26 protein-coding genes and 2 tRNA genes are annotated in these 22300 nt (G+C 35.3%); 13 read left to right on the top strand and 15 right to left on the bottom strand.

Annotated features, from left to right (window positions below):
- Positions 1-271 precede the first annotated feature (271 nt).
- Positions 272-345 (bottom strand) — tRNA-Arg (locus K7G79_RS07800).
- Between the two features lie 82 nt (positions 346-427).
- On the opposite strand from K7G79_RS07800, the gene K7G79_RS07795 reads away from it, so the two are divergent.
- The 7 genes from K7G79_RS07795 (at position 428) to K7G79_RS07765 (ending at position 4944) form a co-directional block, all read left to right on the top strand.
- The gene (locus K7G79_RS07795; protein WP_223550777.1) at positions 428-1057 is read left to right on the top strand and encodes a Crp/Fnr family transcriptional regulator; all 630 of its coding nucleotides are present in this window, start codon (positions 428-430) and stop codon (positions 1055-1057) included.
- A gap of 73 nt (positions 1058-1130) precedes the next feature.
- Positions 1131-1688, top strand: a complete 558-nt coding sequence (locus K7G79_RS07790) for a YeeE/YedE family protein (protein WP_223550775.1) — start codon at positions 1131-1133, stop codon at positions 1686-1688.
- 2 nt (positions 1689-1690) lie between these two features.
- Positions 1691-2104, top strand: a complete 414-nt coding sequence (locus K7G79_RS07785) for a DUF6691 family protein (RefSeq protein WP_223550773.1) — start codon at positions 1691-1693, stop codon at positions 2102-2104.
- Positions 2105-2896: a sulfite exporter TauE/SafE family protein gene (locus K7G79_RS07780; RefSeq protein ID WP_223550771.1), complete on the top strand. Its 792-nt coding sequence runs from the start codon at positions 2105-2107 to the stop codon at positions 2894-2896. It abuts the gene before it with no gap.
- Positions 2897-3006: 110 nt separating this feature from the next.
- On the top strand, positions 3007-4416 hold the full coding sequence (locus tag K7G79_RS07775; RefSeq protein WP_223550769.1) for a rhodanese-like domain-containing protein: 1410 nt from the start codon (positions 3007-3009) through the stop codon (positions 4414-4416).
- Between the two features lie 55 nt (positions 4417-4471).
- The gene (locus K7G79_RS07770; protein ID WP_223550766.1) at positions 4472-4678 is read left to right on the top strand and encodes a DUF2892 domain-containing protein; all 207 of its coding nucleotides are present in this window, start codon (positions 4472-4474) and stop codon (positions 4676-4678) included.
- Positions 4675-4944 (top strand): heavy-metal-associated domain-containing protein, encoded by a 270-nt coding sequence (locus K7G79_RS07765; protein ID WP_223550764.1) that lies wholly within the window; start codon positions 4675-4677, stop codon positions 4942-4944. Before K7G79_RS07770 ends, K7G79_RS07765 begins: the two co-directional genes overlap by 4 nt.
- Positions 4945-4971: 27 nt before the next feature.
- On the opposite strand, the gene K7G79_RS07760 is transcribed toward K7G79_RS07765, so the two are convergent.
- The 8 genes from K7G79_RS07760 to K7G79_RS07725 form a co-directional block, all read right to left on the bottom strand.
- On the bottom strand, positions 4972-5247 hold the full coding sequence (locus K7G79_RS07760) for an ATP-dependent Clp protease adaptor ClpS (RefSeq protein ID WP_223550762.1): 276 nt from the start codon (positions 5245-5247) through the stop codon (positions 4972-4974).
- A 27-nt stretch (positions 5248-5274) separates the two neighbouring features.
- Positions 5275-6111: a 50S ribosomal protein L11 methyltransferase gene (prmA, locus tag K7G79_RS07755; protein WP_223550760.1), complete on the bottom strand. Its 837-nt coding sequence runs from the start codon at positions 6109-6111 to the stop codon at positions 5275-5277.
- 42 nt (positions 6112-6153) lie between these two features.
- Positions 6154-6903, bottom strand: coding sequence for a triose-phosphate isomerase (gene tpiA, locus K7G79_RS07750; protein WP_223550758.1), 750 nt, complete (start codon positions 6901-6903; stop codon positions 6154-6156).
- Positions 6904-6972: 69 nt separating this feature from the next.
- The gene (locus tag K7G79_RS07745) at positions 6973-7458 is read right to left on the bottom strand and encodes a TlpA disulfide reductase family protein (RefSeq protein ID WP_223550756.1); all 486 of its coding nucleotides are present in this window, start codon (positions 7456-7458) and stop codon (positions 6973-6975) included.
- Between the two features lie 25 nt (positions 7459-7483).
- Positions 7484-8560: an ABC transporter permease gene (locus K7G79_RS07740; protein ID WP_223550874.1), complete on the bottom strand. Its 1077-nt coding sequence runs from the start codon at positions 8558-8560 to the stop codon at positions 7484-7486.
- Positions 8561-8642: 82 nt separating this feature from the next.
- Positions 8643-9011 carry a four helix bundle protein gene (locus K7G79_RS07735; RefSeq protein ID WP_223550754.1) on the bottom strand — a complete coding sequence of 123 codons (369 nt, stop codon included), beginning with the start codon at positions 9009-9011 and terminating at the stop codon, positions 8643-8645.
- Between the two features lie 59 nt (positions 9012-9070).
- Positions 9071-10165 carry a BT_3928 family protein gene (locus K7G79_RS07730; RefSeq protein WP_223550752.1) on the bottom strand — a complete coding sequence of 365 codons (1095 nt, stop codon included), beginning with the start codon at positions 10163-10165 and terminating at the stop codon, positions 9071-9073.
- A gap of 87 nt (positions 10166-10252) precedes the next feature.
- Entirely contained in the window at positions 10253-10792 is a 540-nt protein-coding gene (locus tag K7G79_RS07725) for a DUF1599 domain-containing protein (protein ID WP_223550750.1), read from the bottom strand.
- A gap of 191 nt (positions 10793-10983) precedes the next feature.
- Between K7G79_RS07725 and folP the strand changes: the two genes are divergently transcribed.
- The 3 genes from folP to K7G79_RS07710 all read left to right on the top strand — a co-directional run bounded on the left by folP (position 10984) and on the right by K7G79_RS07710 (position 13410).
- Positions 10984-11808: a dihydropteroate synthase gene (gene folP / locus K7G79_RS07720; protein WP_223550748.1), complete on the top strand. Its 825-nt coding sequence runs from the start codon at positions 10984-10986 to the stop codon at positions 11806-11808.
- A gap of 97 nt (positions 11809-11905) precedes the next feature.
- The gene (locus K7G79_RS07715) at positions 11906-12589 is read left to right on the top strand and encodes a hypothetical protein (protein ID WP_223550746.1); all 684 of its coding nucleotides are present in this window, start codon (positions 11906-11908) and stop codon (positions 12587-12589) included.
- Between the two features lie 35 nt (positions 12590-12624).
- Positions 12625-13410 carry a diadenylate cyclase gene (locus K7G79_RS07710; protein ID WP_223550744.1) on the top strand — a complete coding sequence of 262 codons (786 nt, stop codon included), beginning with the start codon at positions 12625-12627 and terminating at the stop codon, positions 13408-13410.
- Positions 13411-13441: 31 nt separating this feature from the next.
- On the opposite strand, the gene K7G79_RS07705 is transcribed toward K7G79_RS07710, so the two are convergent.
- A complete protein-coding gene (locus K7G79_RS07705; RefSeq protein WP_223550742.1) occupies positions 13442-15211 on the bottom strand; it encodes an ABC transporter ATP-binding protein in 1770 nt (589 codons plus the stop codon).
- Positions 15212-15955 carry a tRNA pseudouridine(38-40) synthase TruA gene (truA, locus tag K7G79_RS07700; RefSeq protein ID WP_223550873.1) on the bottom strand — a complete coding sequence of 248 codons (744 nt, stop codon included), beginning with the start codon at positions 15953-15955 and terminating at the stop codon, positions 15212-15214.
- A gap of 109 nt (positions 15956-16064) precedes the next feature.
- On the opposite strand from truA, the gene K7G79_RS07695 reads away from it, so the two are divergent.
- Complete coding sequence (locus K7G79_RS07695; RefSeq protein WP_223550740.1) at positions 16065-16559, top strand: metallophosphoesterase; 495 nt, start codon at positions 16065-16067, stop codon at positions 16557-16559.
- Between the two features lie 60 nt (positions 16560-16619).
- On the opposite strand, the gene K7G79_RS07690 is transcribed toward K7G79_RS07695, so the two are convergent.
- Positions 16620-17036, bottom strand: a complete 417-nt coding sequence (locus K7G79_RS07690) for a DUF4293 domain-containing protein (RefSeq protein ID WP_223550871.1) — start codon at positions 17034-17036, stop codon at positions 16620-16622.
- A gap of 193 nt (positions 17037-17229) precedes the next feature.
- On the opposite strand from K7G79_RS07690, the gene rho reads away from it, so the two are divergent.
- The gene (gene rho / locus K7G79_RS07685) at positions 17230-18852 is read left to right on the top strand and encodes a transcription termination factor Rho (RefSeq protein WP_223550738.1); all 1623 of its coding nucleotides are present in this window, start codon (positions 17230-17232) and stop codon (positions 18850-18852) included.
- A 163-nt stretch (positions 18853-19015) separates the two neighbouring features.
- Here the strand turns inward: rho and rpsT are convergent, their stop codons facing one another.
- From rpsT to proS, 3 genes are all read right to left on the bottom strand, one after another.
- Positions 19016-19267 carry a 30S ribosomal protein S20 gene (gene rpsT, locus K7G79_RS07680; protein ID WP_223550737.1) on the bottom strand — a complete coding sequence of 84 codons (252 nt, stop codon included), beginning with the start codon at positions 19265-19267 and terminating at the stop codon, positions 19016-19018.
- Between the two features lie 27 nt (positions 19268-19294).
- Positions 19295-19366 (bottom strand) — tRNA-Glu (locus K7G79_RS07675).
- A gap of 149 nt (positions 19367-19515) precedes the next feature.
- Positions 19516-20994 (bottom strand): proline--tRNA ligase, encoded by a 1479-nt coding sequence (gene proS, locus K7G79_RS07670; protein ID WP_223550735.1) that lies wholly within the window; start codon positions 20992-20994, stop codon positions 19516-19518.
- Positions 20995-21091: 97 nt separating this feature from the next.
- Between proS and K7G79_RS07665 the strand changes: the two genes are divergently transcribed.
- Positions 21092-22255, top strand: a complete 1164-nt coding sequence (locus tag K7G79_RS07665) for a hypothetical protein (RefSeq protein WP_223550734.1) — start codon at positions 21092-21094, stop codon at positions 22253-22255.
- The last annotated feature ends 45 nt before the right edge of the window (positions 22256-22300 follow it).

Raw genomic sequence — 22300 nt, 5'->3', positions numbered from 1 at the left:
AAGGGTATAAAATGGAAACTAACAATCATTTATTAAAAATTATAAGCTATATTTTAAACTCTTTTTTTTAATAAAAACCCTAATAATATTGATGAAATTAAGCAAGAAAAAGTGTCGTGCAATTAGGCATATGTCATTTCTTCTAAAAATACGGCTTATGCGATTTACAATGCCATCCCTTTGATTAAATTTTCCATTACACTTAACAGGAATAACTTGAAAAACAAAAAAGCAACTTATTGATACTTAATAAGTTGCTTTTTAATTAAAGTGACCTCGACAGGATTCAAACCTGTAACCTTCTGAGCCGTAATCAGATGCGCTATTCAGTTGCGCCACGAGGCCGTTTTGAGGGTGCAAATATAGTATTTTTATTAAAATTTAACCAAAATATTCAATTCAATTTTCAATTCACTATTTTTGATATATGGATAAACTAATACTACAAGAAAAATACGGCCATATCTTGGACGAAAACCTACTAGGTGAGATCTTACAGATAGGCAGGTTTAAAACTTATAAAAAAAATGATATTATCATAGACATTGGTCAACCTCTGAAATTTATTCCGCTTTTAATATCTGGTAATATTAAAATTTTAAGGGAAGATAATGAAGGTAATGAGTTGCTAATTTACTTTTTGGAGGCTGGCGAAACTTGCACCATGTCCCTAACATGCTGCATGGGAACAACTAAAAGTAAAATTCGTGCCGTAGCAGAAAAAGACTCCAGTTTGGTTATGATACCTGTTCAAAACATGCTGCAATGGTTTCATAATAACAGGAGTTGGAGAACTTTTATTTTGGAAAGTTATCAGGAACGCTTTGATGAAATGCTAGATACAATTGATAATATAGCATTTATGAAAATGGATGAGCGACTGAACAAGTACCTTGTTGAAAAAACAAAACTTCATGGTTCAAAAACCATTAATGTAAAGCACCAAGACATAGCTGAAGATTTACATACCTCTCGGGTAGTTATTTCTAGGTTGCTAAAACAATTGGAAAATGAAGAGAAAATAAAATTAAGTAGAAACAAAATCGTAGTGTTATAAGGGTAATTAACTTTTGTAACACAACCAACCTAGATGTAAAACTATTTTCGCATCATATAAACACTAAAACTTCATGGAACACTTATTAAATCCCTGGCCGTGGTATGTATCTGGCCCACTAATAGCATTAGTAATGGCTTTATTGCTTTACTTTGGCAAAACCTTTGGCATGTCGTCTAACCTTCAAACCTTCTGTACTATGGCAGGAGCTGGAAAATTTTCTAATTTTTTTAAGTTGAATTGGAAGGAACAGTCTTGGAATTTAATTGTAGTGGCTGGCGCCATTATTGGTGGATTTATTGCCACACAATATCTATCCAATGATAGTATTACAGATTTAAACCCTACTACAATTAAAGAACTTAACAGCATGGGCTTTTCTAATTCTGGATCTACTTTGGTGCCTAATGAAATGTATGGTACTGAAGCCATAAATTCTACTAAAGGACTTTTATTGTTGATTGTAGGTGGTTTATTGGTTGGTTTTGGCACACGGTATGCCGGAGGGTGTACTTCTGGACATGCCATAACTGGTTTAAGCAGTTTACAGAAACCTTCACTGATTGCTGTAATTGGTTTTTTTATTGGAGGTTTGCTCATGGCTAATTTTATTTTACCTCTAATTTTTTAAGCATGAAATATTTAAAATTTTTATTGGTTGGTATGTTCTTCGGAATTGTTTTAGTAAAATCGGAAGTTGTTTCCTGGTATCGTATCTATGAAATGTTTAGGTTTCAATCCTTTCACATGTATGGTATTATAGGAACAGCCATAGTTTCCGGAATAGTGTTCTTGCAAATTTCTAAAAGAGGCTATATTAAGAATATTGAAGGCGCAGAAATTTATGTTCCCAAAAAAGAAAATGGGTTTATTAAAAACATTGTAGGGGGTAGTATTTTTGGTTTAGGATGGGCCCTTATGGGAGCTTGCCCAGGCCCCATGTACATATTAGTGGGAACAGGTGTTTATAGTATGCTAATTGTTATAGCTGCTGCTATTTTGGGTACCTTTATTTATGGTTTATTAAAAGACAAACTACCACATTAAATGGATAACATCCAACTTTTAGGATATGTAGGTGCCCTTATCGTGGGGTTAATATTAGGCTTAATAGGTGGTGGCGGATCTATACTAACCGTACCCCTATTGGTTTATCTATTAGGTTATAATCCCGTTATAGCAACAGCCTATTCCTTATTTGTGGTTGGAACTTCTTCATTGGTTGGAACCTATCAGAAATACAAAAAAGGATTAGTGGATTTTAAAACGGGATTAGCATTTTCATTTCCTTCGTTTTTAGCTGTTTATCTTTCACGAAGATATTTGGTTCATGATATCCCTGAAACACTTTTTAGCCTAGACGATTACATGATAACGAAAGACATTGCCATTATGGTATTTTTCTCCATTATTATGTTACTGGCTTCAATTTCAATGATCAAAAACTCGAAAAACAATGTCTCAACACACCACAAGCAACCTTACTATAAAACATTTATTCAAGGAATTGTGATAGGCACTATTACAGGTATTATTGGTGCAGGAGGTGGTTTTTTGTATGTCCCCGCTTTAGTTCTCTGGGCCAACATCCCTATGAAAAAAGCTGTAGGAACCTCTTTGGTTATTGTTGCCATAAACTCTCTAATAGGTTTTATAGGTGATGTGCTAACCATAGAAATAGAATGGGTTTTTCTTCTTACTTTTACATTTATATCGATTATTGGTATAGTTTTGGGTGTTTTCCTATCCAAATTTATTAGTGGAGGAAAACTAAAAAAGGGCTTTGGAGTCTTTACGCTGCTTATGGCTATCTATATTATTTATAATGAGATAAGCTAATTTTAATAGATTTATTGTTTGTGACATAAGTCACAAATCATTTTAATAAGGTCAATTATTTTTGGACAACAAAAATTAAAACATTTTTTACCACACAAAATAGCTTAGTTATGAAAATAGAACAAATATATACGGGATGTCTTGCTCAAGGTGCCTACTATATAGAATCTGATGGAGAAGTTGCAATAATTGATCCTCTTCGTGAAACACAACAGTATGTAGATAGGGCCAATAAGGAAAATGCTAAAATAAAATATATTTTTGAAACCCACTTCCATGCCGATTTTGTTTCTGGTCATATAGATTTAGCAAAAAAAACAGGTGCTACAATTATTTACGGCCCTGGAGCAAAAACCAATTATGATATTCATGAAGCTAAGGATAATGAAATTTTCAAATTGGGCAAGGTAAGTATTAAAGTATTGCATACCCCTGGTCACACCCTGGAATCTTCGACGTTTTTATTATTGGATGAAAACGGAAAGGAACACGCTATATTTTCTGGAGACACCCTGTTTTTAGGTGATGTTGGTCGTCCTGATTTAGCCATTAAATCCAATTTAACCAAGGAAGATTTAGCAGGTATGTTATACGATTCCTTGCGTAATAAAATAATGCCCTTACCCGACGATACTATTGTATATCCAGCTCATGGTGCCGGTTCGGCATGTGGCAAAAATTTAAGTAAAGAAACCATTGGGGTTTTAGGTGAACAAAAGAAGACAAACTATGCCCTGCGGGCCAATATGACCCGAGAGGAATTTATAGAAGAAGTTTTGGACGGTATTGCTCCCCCACCCCAATACTTTGCCAAAAATGCCATGATGAACAAATCTGGATATGATGAATTTGAAACGGTATTAAAAAAAGGAGACAATCCTTTATCACCCGAAGATTTTGAAAGCATGGCCAATCAAGAAGATGCATTGGTCCTAGATGTTAGGCACGAAAAAGATTTTGTAAAAGCACATATCCCCAACTCCATTTTTATAGGATTACATGGCGGGTTTGCGCCGTGGGTAGGTGCATTGATAACCGATTTAAAACAACCCATTTTATTGGTAACACCTGAAGGCAAGGAAAAAGAAACCGTTACCCGTTTATCACGCGTAGGATACGATAATACTTTAGGCTATCTTGAAGGTGGTATAAAAGCTTGGGAAAATGCTGGTAAGGATATTGAAAGCATCGAATCTATTTCTGCCAATGAGTATGAAAATAGAATGAAAAGAGAGGTAATAGCCACACTGGACGTTAGAAAAGATGGTGAATACAAATCAGAACATTTAGAAGGAGACCATGTGCAACATTTTGCTTTAGATTATATTAATGACAATATGAATACTATTGCCAAAAATAAAACTTACTATGTGCATTGCGCTGGTGGTTACCGTTCTGTTATAGCGTCATCCATACTAAAAGCAAGAGGCTTCGATGTTATTGATATAGCAGGTGGTTATGCTGCACTAAAAAGCACCGATTTACCAAAAACCAATTATGTTTGTCCGTCAACATTGTAAGGTTTTTTATGATAAAATCACATTTTAAATAAGAGAAATTTTTAAATTCAATATTATGACAAAAAACATGGGAGCCACCGATAAAACCATAAGGGTTTTAGTGGCAATAGGTATTTTTCTGCTTTACTTCTTTAATGTAATTGAAGGTACATTGGCATATATTTTAATGGCTTTAGCTATTATTTTTGTATTGACCAGTTTGGTTAGTTTTTGTCCGTTATACAAACCGTTTAACATAAACACTGGGAAGCATAAAAAATGAAAGCAACCCTAGAAGTTCAAAACTTAAAATGTGGTGGCTGTGCTAGCACTATAGAAACGCGACTAAGTGGTTTAGAACACATTACAGAGGTATTGGTTAACATCGATGATTTTACGGTTACCTTTTTATATCAAGATGAAACCAACCTCACCCAAGCAAAAGAACTTTTGGCTAAATTAGGATATCCCGTAGTTGGAGAAAAAAATGCACTAACAACAAAGGCTAAATCTTTTGTAAGCTGTGCCGCGGGAAGAATGACTAAATAAAAAAAGTGCTTTAAAGCACTTTTTTTATTATACAATCTCCGCACTTAAACCAGCATCCAAGAGCATGGTGCAACGCGGTTTTAAATCGTCGTAAGGTCCAGTTTTAACTGTACATTTACCCTTATAATGTACTATAATAGAACATTGTTCGGCCTGTTCTGCAGTATGTTCGCAGGCATATATTAATGTATCAATAACATGGTCGAAAGTATTAACATCGTCATTGTACAACACAATTTCATTTTGTGCAACCACTTCTTCGTCAAGTAATAGCTCCTCTGATACTTTTTCTTTTGAACCCATAGTATTAACTTTTGCAATTTACTTGCACTAATTTAAAAATTTTAGGGAAACCCAATTATTCCGTTCCAGTTTTTCTTCAAATTTTAACAAATGGGTTTCACATTCTTTTTGTATTACAGGAATATCATCACTGTAAAATCCACTTAAAAGCAAGATCCCGTTTGGATTTAAACAAGACACATACGTTGCCATGTCCTGAAGCAGAATATTTCTATTGATATTGGCAATAATAATATCGTAGCTTTTATTGCTTAAAACAGAAGCATCGCCTTCAATCACCGTGATATGCTCACAATCATTGCGCGCTACATTTTCTAAACTATTCAAATAACACCAATTATCGTAATCGACGGCATCAATAGGCTTGGCGCCCTTTAATTCGGCCAAAATAGCCAAAACTCCGGTACCACAACCCATATCCAATACCGATTTATCCTTAAAATCATTATTCAATATATGTTGGATCATCATGTGGGTAGTTTCGTGGTGCCCAGTGCCAAAACTCATTTTAGGTTCTATAATAATATCATATTGCGTATCTGGCTTCTCATGGAATGGTGCACGGACCGAACATACGTTGTCTACTATAATGGGATTGAAGTTTTTCTCCCACTCCGCATTCCAATTGGTCTGCTCAATTTCTTCAAAGGTGTAGCTAATTTTAAATTCATCGGATTTTAAAATTTGGATATCGTCTAAAATCGCCTCATGCCACTCCTCCTTTTGAATGTAAGCCGTAACACCTTCATTAGTTTCAACAAAACTTTCAAAACCGGCATATCCCAATTCCGCGATAATAATGTCTACTGCTGGTTGCAAAGGGCTTACTTTAAATTGATAGCCTATGTAAGTTGTATTGGACATCTATGTTTTCGTAAGATCGGTATGCTTTAAAAACCTTCTAATTTAAAACGCATTTACAATTGCATAGAAATCTTCAGCATTAAGAGAAGCCCCTCCTATTAATCCACCATCAACATCGGGGTTAGAAAATATTTCCTTGGCATTGCTAGGTTTACAGCTACCACCATATAAAATGGAAACCAAATTGGCCACATCGCTTCCGTATTTATCTTCCAAGGTCTGTCTTATAAAGGCATGCATATCCTGGGCTTGTTCTGGGGTTGCCGTTTCCCCGGTGCCTATGGCCCAAACAGGTTCGTAGGCTAGTATAATATTTTGAAATGAAGAAGCCTCTAAATGAAACAATGCTTTTCTTATTTGGCCTTCTACTATATTTTCGTGGTTACCAGATTTTCTATCTGCTAACTGCTCTCCAAAACAAAAAATAATTTGCATCTCTTTTTCTAATGCTGCATCTACTTTTTTCGCCAAAGATTCATCGGTTTCGTTAAAATATTCCCGACGTTCGCTATGTCCCAAAATAACAGTATTAATACCAACGCTTTTTAACATATTGGCACTAACCTCACCCGTATATGCTCCACTTTCTGCGAAATGCATGTTTTGTGCTATAACTTCTATATTGCTATGCTTTAAAGTTTCGAAAGCTTGGTAGAGGTTAGTAAAAGCAGGTGCAATCATAACTTCAGCATTCGAGGTTTGGGTTTGCTTTTGCAAGTCGGTTAATAACGCTTGGGTTTGTGCCAAATCGTTATTCATTTTCCAGTTTCCGGCAACAATTTGTTTTCTCATAAGTCTGAACTTAAACTCCTTTTGAAAAAGTTAATTTTGTTTATATTAATTTATAATTCCACAAAAATACTATTTTTTTAAGGCCTTTACCAACTTATGGTCATCTGCTTTTACTGCTTTAAACAATTCTATATTTCCTGCTTTATTTATTACCATATATCTTGGAATCCAATCGATTTTTACAAAATCTGCAAACGGACACTTTTTTCCTGAGGCCATATAATAATGCTCCCCATCGACTTGATATCTAGCTATTCCCTTTTTCCAAGCATCTTCGCCCCTATCCAAGGATAAAAAAATGTAGACCACATCCTGATATTGCGATTGCAAGGTCTTAACCTTAGGCAGACCTACCAAACAATCACTGCACCAAGACGCCCAAATATCAATTAAAATGGTTTTACCCTTATGGGTTTCTAAAATAGATTTTAAATCAATTGTTTCGCCCTGTAATGTGGTAAACGTATCACTTAAAGCCGCTTCACTAAATTGTTTAGGGCTTTCATTGACATTACAACTAAAAAGACTAATTAATAAGATGAGTAGGTAGTTCATTTTCTTCATATTTTTAACTAATGCATTACTGTAATTTAACTTTTGGATCCAACCAAACGTATATTATGTCGACTAAAATATTAATCATTACAAATAAAGTTGCAATTACTAAAACTGAACCCATAATTACGGGCAAATCTAAGGTGTTAAGGGCATTTACAATTTCCTTTCCCAAACCATTCCAGCCAAAAATATATTCTACAAAAACAGCACCGGCCAACATGGAGGCAAACCATCCTGAAATAGCTGTAACGACAGGGTTTAAAGCATTCTTTACCGCATGGCGCTTAATGATTTGAAATTCACTTAATCCTTTGGCTCGGGCCGTACGAATATAATCTTGGTTAAAAACTTCTAACAAAGAATTCCGCATTAATTGAATAACCACTGCTAAAGGACGAATACCTAAAACGATGGCCGGCAATATTAAGTTTTTCCATTTAATATGCATGGCCTCACCAAAATCATCAAGCTCATACAAACTACCTGTCATTTCTAAATTGGTATACTCATGCAAAACATAACCAAATAACCAAGCAAACAAAATGGCACTAAAAAAAGATGGTACGCTCATACCCAGAGTACTAAACACCTGTATAACCCTATCTAACCACCTATTCTTGTATAAGGCTGAAACAATGCCAAGCAATATCCCAACAATAATAGCTATGATGATAGCCGAAACTGCTAAAACAAATGTATTGGGTAAAGTTTCGGCCAATACCTGGGTTACTTTTTTACCCTGTTTAGCAAAAGATTCGCGTAAATAAGGAGTTTTAAGGGCAATGGTTGTATTTCTAAAAGATAACAACTCCAGAGCATTGTATTTGCCTTGGCTTAAAAACGTATAATCTTCGGGTTTTTGAGAGTGGAATGAAAGTGGCGACAGGTCATTTAAATAATATAAATACTGAGTCCCCAATGGTTTGTCGAATCCATATTTTTGTTTTACCAATATCAGTTGTTCACTATCTTCGTTTTGTCCGAGCATCATTTGGGCTGGGTCTCCCGGAAGCACATTAAACAAAAAGAAAATAACGGTAACGACTCCCCATAATGTGAGTAAGGCGTAAGTGGTTTTATTTAGGAAATAGTGTATCAGTGTTCAGTGTTCAGTGTTCAGTGTTCAGTGTTCAGTGTTCAGTGTTCAGTGTTCAGTGTTCAGTGTTCAGTAAGAGTTTTATTTATATTTTACAACCAAATTTATCTGGGTTGCATATCATATAGTTTATCAATTTCCCTACTTCTTCACTTTTTTGAAAAAGTTCTTCATAATTCTCTTTTGGCAAATAATCACAAGCCAAAGCAAATTTGAGCCAGGTTTGGGTTTCAGCATTTTCTGCATCACTATCTGTTAGTTTACTGATAAAATGCTTTGGATACAATCTTTTCCTATATGCTTCAGAAATATTTGCACAGACACTTCTTGAAGACCTCCTTACTTGGTCGGTCAAAGCATATTTTTCTTCTTTTGGAAACCTTTTAGACTCATCAAAAATATCCATTGCCAAATCGAACCCTTTCTTATAGGCCAACAAATCTTCAAACTTCATTTTACTGTTTACTTACTTAATTTCACAAAATCCTGCTAACTGCCACTGCCAACTGAACACTAAAATTTCAAGCTTTCTATATCATTCCAATGGACTTTTTGCATCACGGTTCCGCTATTTAATTCCAAAACTCCAGGATTGGATCGAACTACTGTTTTTAAGGCTTTTTCATCACATAAATACCAGTCAAAGTCAATACCATAGTCCTCTTTAACACGTTGTTTGGCATCTTCTCCAGAAGCTGTTAACCCAATGATTTCATAACCATTATCTCTTGCCCTTTCCTGTAAGGTCTTTAGCTTTAAAGCCCCTCCTCTTTCAATTTTTTCCAAGCTATAGGATACCACTACTATAAGATTATGTTCGGTTAAAAAATATTCTGTTAAATCTTCTTCATCACTCTCTATGGAAAAATCGACTACCGGTGGTGCATAGCCTTCCTGAATCATTTTGGTTTCCACACCAACAAATTCTCCTTCAACTGAAGGGTATGATCCATCGGTAACAATGATTTCTTCTTTTCCGTTCACATTAAATTTCCAACTATATTCCAAAATTGGCTTAGGTGCATCTTCTGGTATTTCCATACCCTCCTTTATATTCTTCCCAATGGCATATGCCCTAAAATCTACCGAAGGTAAATGCATTAACACATGGTAACCAAACCATAAACTCAAAACAAAGCCCAATAAAGCAACAATCGTTAAAGGGAATTTTGAAAATATAGGGTTAACATATTTTTTTCCGAAGAATAAAATCAAAATAAAAAACAACAATACCACATCTTTTGTAAAACTTTCCCATGGCGTTAATTTTAGGGCATCACCAAAACAACCACAGTCCTTTACTTTATCGAAGTATGCCGAATAAAAGGTTAAAAAAGTAAAGAACACTATCATACCCAATAAACTCCAAATAGTAAATTTTGGTTTATATCCAATTAAAAGGAAAACCCCTAAAACCACTTCAAAAACGACTACAAAAATGGAAATTCCCAAAGCATAAGGTTCCAAAAAGGGGATGTTTAATACCTCTGCACTAAAGTATTCCTGTAGTTTATAAGAAAATCCAAGTGGATCGTTCAATTTTATTAAACCTGATATAATGAATAATACACCTACAAATATTCGGGAAATGGTTACTAATATTTTCATAATTTAGATCAAACGGTAACTGAGGCTCTCGAAGTCACCTGTATATTTAAAAAATGTCGCTTCAAGAACCTCAGCGACCAAAATCAATTATTCTTCTTTCAAATGAATTAGAGCAAAAACCGCATAATTAATCATATCCTGATAATTAGCGTCAATACCCTCACTAACCAAGGTTTTGCCTTTATTGTTTTCAATCTGTTTAACGCGCAATAATTTCTGTAAAATTAAATCGGTTAAACTGCTTACCCGCATATCGCGCCAAGCCTCTCCATAATCGTGGTTTTTATCCTCCATCAATTTTTTGGTAATGGCAATTTGCTCTTCATAAAGTACTGTTGCTTCTTGTGTAGTTAAATCTGGCTGCTCCACAACACCTTTTTGCAACTGAATCAATGCCATAACACAATAATTAACAATACCAATAAATTCACTTACTTCATCTTCATCAACTTTTCTAACATCATTTTGCTGTAAACCACGAATTCGCTGTGCTTTAATAAATATTTGATCAGTTAATGACGGTAATCTAAGTATTCGCCATGCACTGCCATAATCACTCATTTTCTTAACAAACAAATTTTTACAGGTTTCTATAACAGCATCGTATTGCTTTGAAGTATCTTGCATATATAAAATTCTATTTGGGGTAAATTTCGCATAAATAATTAAAAAGTTCAAAGTTTAAGGTTTAAACTTTCATTTATATTTTATTTATTGCCACTACGAATTCCCTAATCATTATTTTTGAAGGGAATTTTACATTTTTTAAAAAAATCGTGTACCTACCGGAAGGTAGTTTAATGCCAATATTAAATTTTATGACAATTAACTGTAAGGGACAACTCATCGATTTATCAACGCCAAAGGCTATGGGCATTTTAAACATAACCCCAGATTCGTTTTATGATGGTGGATCCTATAAAAATGACAAAGCCATTTTAAACCAGGTTGAAAAGATGATTGATGAAGATGCCACATTTATTGATATTGGAGCCTACAGTTCACGTCCTGGAGCTGACTTTGTTACTGAAGCTGAAGAATTAAAACGTATACAGCCTATAGTTAGATTAATTTTAGATAGATTTCCCCATGCACTTCTTTCCATAGACACGTTTAGAAGTGAAGTGGCCAAGCAATGTATAGAAACTGGCGCCGCAATCATCAATGATATTTCTGCTGGAAAACTAGATAAAAACATGTTATCTACTGTTGCCGAATTGCGAGTCCCCTACATTATGATGCATATGCGTGGCACACCCCAAACCATGCAGCAACAAACCCAATACGACCATTTGATTAAGGATATTCTATTTTACTTCTCTGAACGTATTGCTGTAGCTAGAGAACTTGGCATTATTGATTTAATTATTGACCCAGGATTTGGCTTTGCCAAAACATTGGAACAAAATTTTGAATTATTAAATAATTTGGAATTGTTTAATATGATTGAAAAACCTTTATTGGTAGGTATTTCTAGAAAATCCATGATTTATAAAACACTAGGGAACTCTGCACAAGAAGCTTTAAACGGTACATCGGTATTGAATACCATCGCTTTACAAAAAGGTGCATCCATTTTGCGGGTACACGATGTGAAGGAAGCTGTGGAGTGTATTAAATTGGTTAAGTCGTTAAGTTGTTAAAAAATCATGAAATACCCATTAACAAAAGTTGCAAACCAACTGATAATGATAATTAGGGCATTCCATCTGACAATTAAAAACAAATAAATATTAACAGATGAATTATACTTTCCTATTGGCTATTACCTTATTTATGTTTTCTTGCGGAAATAAAAAAGTAATACAACTGCCTGAAATCGATCATGCAGAAATTACCGAAATCAGTGATGTATCGGCAACTTATTTGTTTTACGACGAGACACAACCTGATAGTGTTTCATTAAATAGAAAAAACTTGATTAGCACCACCAATTGGTTGGTTAATGTAGACAAACGCCTCACGTTGAAACAAGTAATCCCACACATTCAATTTTTACAAGAGAAAAAACGAAATGCAGGACATAAAAATCCCAATGCCAAAAACTATTTTTCCTGCCATGATACCAGCAATAATAATTTAGGATTTGTAGAGTTTACGGATGTAATTTATATTGACTCTCTAAACTCAAAAATTAAAAATGAAAAAGATTCATTAAATATAAACACTTCTATTTTCTTTGATTCTTTAAAATCAATATCTATTAATGAAATTAGTGATTATATTGCTGTAAAACGTACTATAAACTTGAATCAATTACTTAATGAGTATAAAGGCTTAGACTTTTACATTTATAAAGACTCTATAAATATTTCTTTTAACAAAAAAATGTCATTCCAAGTTTATATTACAATTAAGAAGTTTATTGAATCAATAAAACAAGAAGGTGTTAAAGTTTCAAATAAAGAATTAATTTCTAATTAACCCTTTTTTATTAAATTTACCAAAACCATAATCTTTTGGACATTTTTAAAGACCTTTTAAAATTTACGGTTGTAGACGTTATAGACGTTATTCTTGTTGCCCTATTACTATACTACCTCTACAAATTGGTAAAAGGTACTGTGGCAATCAATATTTTTATTGGTATTATTATCATTTATGGAGCATGGCGCTTAACAGACTTCCTAAACATGGAACTGCTAACCGGTATTTTTGGCGGTTTTATGAAGGTGGGGATTATTGCGTTAATCGTTGTTTTTCAACCAGAAATCAGGAAGTTTTTACTTATGGTTGGCTCCACCAACTTTGGCAAGCGGGGAAAACTTTTTAAGCAGTTTAAATTCTTAAAAACAGAAGTTACCAACACCACCAATGTTGACGCCATTGTTTCTGCATGCAATAAAATGGCTATGTCCAAAACCGGCGCATTAATAGTTTTTGAGCGCAATAATAATCTTGATTTTTTATCGTCATCAGGCGATGAAATGAATATTAAAGTCACCCAACCTATCATAGAAAGTATTTTCTTTAAAAACAGTCCGCTTCACGATGGCGCCATTATAGTAAGCAACAATATTGTTAAGGCCACAAGGGTTATACTTCCGGTTAACAATGAAAAAAACATACCGCAACGCTTTGGTTTACGCCATAGGGCGGCCATTGGAATTACCGAAAAGACAGATGCCGTTGCACTGGTAGTTAGTGAGGAAACAGGACACATTTCCTATTTTAAGGATGGGGAGTTTGTGGTGTTTGAAGATACCAATGAGCTAAACAAACTCATTAAAAATGATTTGGTTTAATTGATAAGGAACACAGAGGAATTCTTTTCGATTAAACTACCTCTTCCTTCTGTAAAAACTGTACTTCGTAAAGATTTTTATAATAGCCATCTTTCTTTTTAAGCAGTTCCTTATGGGTACCTTGTTCTACAAGTTTACCCGATTCCATAACCAAAATCTTATCGGCTTTTTTAACGGTAGCCAAACGGTGTGCTATAATGATAGAGGTCCTGCCCTTGGTTATTTTATCGGTAGCATTTTGGATAAGCTGTTCAGAATACGAATCGACAGAAGAGGTAGCCTCATCCAGTATCAAAATACTAGGGTTGGTAACATAAGCCCTAAGAAAGGATATTAATTGTCGTTGTCCAGATGACAACATGGCACCACGTTCCTTAACATTATAGTGATAACCGCCTGGTAAGCTACTTATAAATTCATGCACCCCTATGGCTTTTGCTGCTTCAATAACCTCAGCTTCTGTAATTTCTGGATGATTTAGCGTAATGTTATTTAAAATGGTATCGGCAAATAAAAATACATCTTGTAATACCACAGCAATTTGGGTGCGCAATGATGCTAGAGTCACTTCCTTGATGTTAATATTATCGATGGTAATATAACCGGCATTAATTTCATAAAAGCGATTCAATAAATTAATAATGGTCGATTTTCCCGCTCCGGTTGCACCCACTATCGCTATGGTTTCACCTGCATTAACTTGAAATGAAACCCCTTTAAGTACTTCTTCATTTTCAACATAACTAAATCGCACATTATTAAAGCTAATATGGCCCCTAAAGTGCTCTGCAACATAAGTACCATTATCATCAATCTGTGAGGTAGTATCCAATACCTTAAATACTCGGTTGGCTGCTACCATACCCATTTGTAGCGTGTTGAACTTATCGGCAATTTGGCGCAAAGGCCTAAATAGCATAGGAATGTACATAATAAAAGCCACAAGAACACCCTGGGTTACATTACCTTCCAATACAACGTTTAAACCACCATACCAAGCTACTAATCCTATGGTTACCGATGATGCCAAATCTGCTATAGGAAAAAAAATAGAGTTATACCAGACCGTTTTTAACCAACCCTTTTTATGACGTTCGTTAATGGCTTTAAATTTTTTGTATTCAATGGCTTCCCTTGTAAATAATTGAAGGATTTTCATTCCGGTTAAACGTTCCTGTACAAATGAATTTAAGTTGGACACTTCGGTACGCACCTCTTCAAAAGCCTTCTTCATATATTTTTGAAAAAGACGTGTAGCGTAAATCAACACAGGGAGCATAATAAAAACTATTAAACTCAATCTAATATTAGAGTAAAGCATAAAACTAAACACTACTGCCATAGTGAGTAAATCACGAATAATCATGAACAACCCTTGTCCAAAAATATCCGCAATACGCTCCATATCCGTTACGGCACGTGTTATGAGTACCCCAACAGAGGAGTTATCATAATACTTCATTTTAAACTTAAGTAAATGGTCAAAGAGCTTTACCCTTACATCCATAACCAAATTTTGTCCCAACCAAGAGGCGTAATAGATAAACAATAACTGAAAAACGGTTTGTAGAAACAACACGCCCAACATCAGTATGACATAGAACATAAAATCCTTTTCAACTTTTGTTGCAATACTATTATCAATGGCATATTCAGTAATCTTTGGGGTGGCAGCACTAACTATAGCTAAAAGCACCACCAACACTACCAAACCTAAAAACACGACCTTATAAGGCCTAATGTATTGAAATAAGCGCTTAAAAAGCTTAACATCGAAAATATGTTCTTTTTTCTCCTTCATTTATAATTTTATATCATTCGGATAGGCCACTTTAATTAGATATAAGGCGTGGGCAGGTACAGAAAACCCAGCTTCACTCCTGTTTTTGGATTTAATTATATCATGTAAATCATCAACACTCAATTTTCCCAATCCTATATTAATCATGGTACCTACAATTGCTCTTACCATGTTTCTTAAAAACCTATCGGCCTTAATGGTCAACTGCAGCTCATCATCTATCAATTGCCAATCACACTGCATGATATTACAATGATACGTTTTTACATCGGTATTACTCTTCGAAAAGCATTGAAAATCATTATACTCGAATAACACTTTAGACGCTTGCTTCATTTTTTCAATTGCTAACGTTTGCTTAACAAAATAGGCTGTGTTATATGTAAACACATTTTTCTTTAATGCAATGCGATACAAATATGTTCTGCTTAGCGCATCAAAACGGGCATGTGCCTCTGGTTTTACCTTAAAAAGATTATGTACGGCAATATCGTTGGGTAAAAAGGCATTGAGTTTGTAAACTAGATTGTCATCATCAAATGAAACCTCCGTATCAAAATGAGCAAATAGCTGCTTAGCATGTACTCCTGTATCCGTCCTACCTGCACCAACAATAGCAATAGGTTCACCCAATAAGGTCAATAATGACTTTTCAATTACCTCCTGCACCGAAATGGCATTGGGCTGATTTTGCCAACCATGGTATGCACTGCCATTATAAGACAATTCAATAAAATACCTCAAACGCTTTTTATACTTTTGTTGAAATAGCAAAGATAGCTAGTTTTACTATTGTTGCACAACTACGAATCTTAATTATATATTAAAAGATACTGATATAAATTCAGGATATATGACCAAAATACTTTTGCTTTCAGATACACACGGCTATATAGATGATGATATTCTGAAATATGTGAATCAAGCCGATGAAGTTTGGCATGCAGGTGATATTGGAGACTTAAAAGTAACCGATACCATTAAGGCCTTAAAACCTATAAAAGGTGTTTATGGTAATATTGACGATACAAAAATTAGACTGGAATTTCCTGAACATCATCGGTTTGTGTGTGAGGGTATTGATGTTTGGATCACCCATATTGGAGGTTATCCTGGAGCGTACAATAGTCGTGTTCGTGATGTAATTAGAACCAATCCTCCAAAGCTATTTATTTGTGGACACTCGCACATTCTTAAAGTAATGCCCGATAAAAAACTAAATCTTTTACACATGAATCCCGGAGCTGTTGGAAAACACGGGTTTCATAAAATGCGTACCATGTTGCGCTTTACCATAGACGGAAGTAAAATTGATAATTTGGAAGTAATTGAATTTAAAAAACGATAACAAAAAAACCCAAAGCTCTCGCTTTGGGTTTCACGCACTAATACTACTAAGATGATAGGTTTATCGCAATCGATCTACAGATTTTACAAGATCTTCATCCTTTTTAATGGCCTTATTGGCTAAAACCAAAAATACGATAGAAATGATAGGAAGAAACATCCCAATACCTTTCTCTGAAACCTGAGCTTCTCCAGATACGTTTAGAGATAGATACACGAAAAATCCTAGTAAAAAAAAGTTTAATATGATGTTAAGACGACCCAATATAAATTGAGACTTCCTGTTTTTGTATCTAAAAATAGAAATCACCGACAATAACGCAGATCCTAAAAATAAACTTAAGACCATTATGTCATCCGCAGCATAAACCCACTGCTCACCTTTACCTCTAATTTGAAATAAAGGAAATATAAATATTAGTCCTACAGACACTATAGTGGTAACTAATAAATATATGGTTTGTATGCGTTGTAACATGCGATTTTTTAATATTGGATGCAAAAATACTAGTTTCTTTCATAATTTGGCAGTAAAAATTAAAATAAAGTTGTATAATTGCAGTGACAATCCACAACAATCACAATTGCAGGTTGTTAATTCTTCAGAATAAAAATTCATTTTTTTCAGAATAACCCAAAATTAAAAGTAAAAAATATTCAATTAAACATCAATGTTTGAAATTTCACAATTAAAGGAGAAGAAGCTCTCTGATTTACAAGAGATTGCAAAAAAATTAAACGTTCCTAAGTACCGTTCTCTCAAAAAATTAGATTTAGTATATCAAATCCTAGATGTACAAGCAGCTAATCCCGAAACAGCAAAAGGGATTACCAATACCTCTCAAGAACCTAAAGAAAAAACCGCTGCTAGGAAGCCCAGGAAACGCATTCAAAAAGAAGTTGCTCCTAAACCTCAACAAAAGCAAATAGAAGCTAAAGAGACCAAAACAGATGGACAAACTGAAGACAAGAAAGGTAACGACGATAATGCTAAGGCATCCAAAGACAAACAGAATCAGCATCAAAAAAAAGAACAAGGTCAACAGAATAAAAATCAAAATAAAGAACAAGTTCAACAGCATAAAAATCAAAATAAAGGTCATAAGGGCAATCAAAACAGTAACCAAAATAATGGCAACAAGGACAACAGAAATCGTTACCGTGAGCCAGATTACGAATTTGATGCCATCATTGAAAGTGAAGGTGTTTTAGATATCATGCAAGATGGCTATGGCTTCTTGCGCTCGTCTGATTACAATTACTTATCCTCACCAGATGATATCTATGTATCGCAATCACAAATTAGATTGTTTGGTTTGAAAAAAGGAGATACTGTTCTTGGACAAGTACGACCGCCAAAAGAAGGTGAAAAATATTTCCCGTTAATCAAGGTAACAAAAATTAACGGTCAAAAACCAGAAGTGGTACGCGACCGTGTGGCTTTTGAACATTTAACACCCCTTTTCCCGAAAGAGAAATTTAATATTGCTGAAAAGCAAAGTACTATTTCTACTAGAATTATGGATTTGTTCTCCCCTATTGGAAAAGGGCAACGTGGCATGATTGTTTCCCAGCCAAAAACGGGTAAAACCATGCTGCTTAAGGATGTGGCGAATGCCATTGCCGCTAACCATCCTGAAGTTTATTTAATGATTTTATTGATTGACGAGCGGCCAGAGGAAGTGACAGATATGCAACGCAACGTAAGAGGCGAAGTGATATCGTCTACCTTCGATAAAGAAGCCCATGAGCACGTTAAAATTGCCGATATTGTTCTAGAAAAGGCAAAGCGCTTGGTTGAATGCGGACACGATGTGGTTATCTTACTGGATTCCATTACGCGTTTAGCTAGAGCCTACAATACGGTTCAACCAGCATCGGGAAAGATATTAAGTGGTGGTGTTGATGCCAATGCATTGCATAAACCAAAACGTTTCTTTGGTGCGGCTAGAAATATTGAAAATGGCGGATCACTTTCTATTATAGCCACAGCTCTTACCGAAACTGGGTCGAAAATGGACGAAGTTATTTTTGAAGAATTTAAGGGAACTGGTAATATGGAATTGCAGTTGGATAGAAAAATATCTAACCGTAGAATTTTCCCTGCTATCGATTTGACCTCTTCCAGTACACGTCGCGACGACTTGTTGTTAGACGATACCACTATTCAGCGTATGTGGGTGATGCGTAAGTACCTTGCCGACATGAACCCTGTTGAAGCTATGGAGTTTATTAACGAACGTTTTAAACAAACGAGAAATAATGAAGAGTTTTTAATTTCAATGAATGGTTAAAAATTATTCATTAGTAACATACAAAAAAGCCTTGAATGATTTTTCAAGGCTTTTTTATTACAATTAGTTCTTCCAGGTTTCAAAAACCGGAAATAATATGATCAACAATTCCACAAAAAAAGCCTTTCATTTCTGAAAGGCTTTAAATTTCTTTTGGCTTCTATTAAAGTGCAGCAACGTGCTTTGCTAAACCAGATTTAAGGTTTGCTGCTTTATTAGCATGAATAACGTTTTTCTTAGCCAATTTGTCCAACATAGACGCTACAGAAGGGAATAAAGCTTCTGCTTCTTTTTTGTCTGTCAACTCACGCAATTTCTTAATCGCATTACGAGTCGTTTTGTGCTGATACCTATTGGTTAACCGCTTAGCTTCGTTACTTCTAATTCTTTTTAAAGCTGACTTATGATTTGCCATTTTATTTTTTTACTTGTTAAAATATTGTAGCCCGTAGGGGAATCGAACCCCTCTTACCAGGATGAAAACCTGGCGTCCTAGCCGATAGACGAACGGGCCATTGTTTTTTGAGAGCGCAAATATAAATTTAAAATTTAAACCTGCAAAACTTTTCAATTAACTTAGCAATGTTTCCATTGCGGATGCAAAAATACAACTATTTTTAAATGCTGCAAGCACAAAATATTTTTTTTTGAAAAAAAATATTATCAATATGCTTTTGCAAATAAAACCCTGCCTTTAGAAGGTTTTCCACTGTACACACAAACCCCTTCTTCAGCACTCATTTCTAACGGAATACACCGTATGGTGGCTTTTGTTAGCTCTTTAATCTTGTCTTCAGTTTCATTGGTACCATCCCAATGCGCAGAGACAAAACCTGTTTTTGTTTCTAAAACAGTTATAAAATCCTCAAACGTATCAACCTTAGTAATATGTTCATCCCTGTATAATAATGCCTTATTGAATAGAGATTCCTGTATCTCTGTCAACAAGACTTCAACTTTTTCTTTTAAATCTCCTAAAGCAATAATCTCTTTAGTTAATGTATCTCGTCTAGCTAATTCCACTGTGCCATTTTCTAAATCTTTAGGGCCTATGGCTATTCGTAATGGCACGCCTTGCAATTCATGTTGGGCAAATTTAGCACCTGGTCGTAATGTATCTCTATCATCATACTTCACAGAAACGCCACTACCTCGCAAATCTTTTATAATACTATTTACTACCTCCGTAATGGCATTAAGTTGCTCTTCGCCTTTATAAATGGGAACAATCACCACTTGGTTAGGGGCTAAACTTGGTGGCAACACAAGACCATTATCATCACTGTGTGTCATAATCAAGGCTCCCATTAAGCGTGTAGAGACACCCCAAGAGGTTGCCCAAACGTAATCCTGCTTGCCTTCTTTCGTTGCAAACTTAACATCGAATGCCTTGGCAAAGTTTTGCCCTAAAAAATGAGATGTTCCAGCTTGTAATGCTTTACCATCCTGCATTAAAGCTTCAATACAAAAGGTTTCTTCGGCTCCCGCAAAACGTTCATTTTCTGTTTTCACACCCTGAATCACTGGAATGGACATAAAGTTCTCAACAAATGTAGCATAAACACTATTCATCAATTTAGCCTCTTTCATAGCTTCATCTTTAGTAGCATGTGCTGTATGGCCTTCCTGCCATAAAAATTCGGCAGTACGCAAAAACAAACGTGTCCGCATCTCCCACCGCACCACATTGGCCCATTGATTTACCAAAATTGGTAAATCCCTATAAGACTGGATCCAATTTCTATACGTATTCCATATAATAGCTTCACTGGTTGGCCTTACCACAAGCTCCTCTTCTAACTTTGCTTCAGGATCTACACGCAGTTTTCCTGGATTTTCTGGATCGTTCTGTAGTCGATAATGCGTAACAACCGCACATTCTTTTGCGAAACCTTCGGCATTTTTTTCTTCAGCTTCAAACAAACTTTTAGGCACAAATAACGGAAAATACGCATTCTGGTGTCCCGTTTCTTTAAACATTCTATCGAGTTCTGCTTGCATTTTTTCCCATATGGCATAGCCGTAAGGCTTAATGACCATACATCCTCTAACTGCCGAATTCTCCGCTAAGTCTGCCTTAACAACCAATTCGTTATACCATTTTGAGTAATCCTCAGCTCTACTTGTAAGTTTTTTGCTCATACTAGTGTTTTGGCACAAATATTGTGACTATATTAAATGAAAATAGTTTGGCAAAACTAACTATTTTTGTTATGTTCAACAATAAAATTCTGTAGATATGCAATTTAACAACTACCTAAAAAGAAAAATGCCAATTTTAGCCGTTTTAGGTCTAGCAATTGGATTAACGTCGTGTGGTTCATATCAATATGTAGGTGTTGATAATGATGGAATTTATGGTACAACAGAGCCGCACGTAACCTATGAACAAGCTGTTGTTGAAATACCTAATCAATCAAATAGCAATTACTACAAAAACTATTTCAGAAATAAATCTCTAGAAGCCCAACAAATATCTGCAGAGGACGCCATATTCACTGATATAGACTCTTACTCAAGTGACAATTATGTTGTAAATGACACCTTAACTAACGACTACCAAGGTTATGCCGGATGGGGAGAAGACAGTAACAGTATTACTATTAATTATATAGATAATGGTTGGAATAACTGGGGATGGAATTCAGGCTTAGGTTGGGGATGGAATAGTTGGAGATGGAACCGCTGGAACAACTGGGGATGGAATGTAGGCTTTGGTTGGGGATGGAATAATTGGGGCTGGAACAGTTGGGGATATTACGATCCGTTTTGGTGCCCACCTTACTATGGGTATTACAACAGCTGGGCCTATTATAGACCATATAGATATGGCGGGTATTACAGCTATCCTTACAGATCACGCTATTATGGATACAACAGTTATTATAGCCCAAGGGTTTCTTATAGTGCGAGTAGACGAGGAAGCTATGCCACTAATAGAAGAACCTCTAGTGCCTCTAGTGTAACAAATTCTAAATATACAAGACGAAGCAGCGTCGCATCATTAACTAATCGCAGAATAGCATCTAGTGCAAATTCTAATGCTTCATCTCGCAGATCTTATGGCACTTCCAATAGAACTTATAATCCTAGTGGACAAAGACCGTCATCAAGTACGGTAAGACGAAGCACGTCAGTATCGCCATCGGCAAATTCAACGCAACGTTCATCATCTTCAACAGTAAGAAGGAACTCTAGCAGTGTGTATCGTTCATCACCTTCATATAATAATTCAAGAAACAGTAATTCGTCTTACAATAGAAGAAGCTCAGGGTCATCCTCAAATAACCGTAGCTATAGCAGTGGCAGTAGTAGCTCTAGATCTTCTGGTTCGTACTCACGATCTAGCAGCAGTGGCAGCAGTAGAAGTTCTGGAAGCAGTAGTAGTGGAAGAAGGCGTTAAATTAAAATTAAATTTTTTAATTCATTAGAATATCAGTAACATTGG

It is taken from the genome of Aestuariivivens sp. NBU2969, from assembly GCF_019931125.1.
GTDB classification, from domain to species: Bacteria; Bacteroidota; Bacteroidia; order Flavobacteriales; family Flavobacteriaceae; genus Aestuariivivens; species Aestuariivivens marinum.
This window is presented reverse-complemented; position numbering and strand designations above follow the sequence as displayed.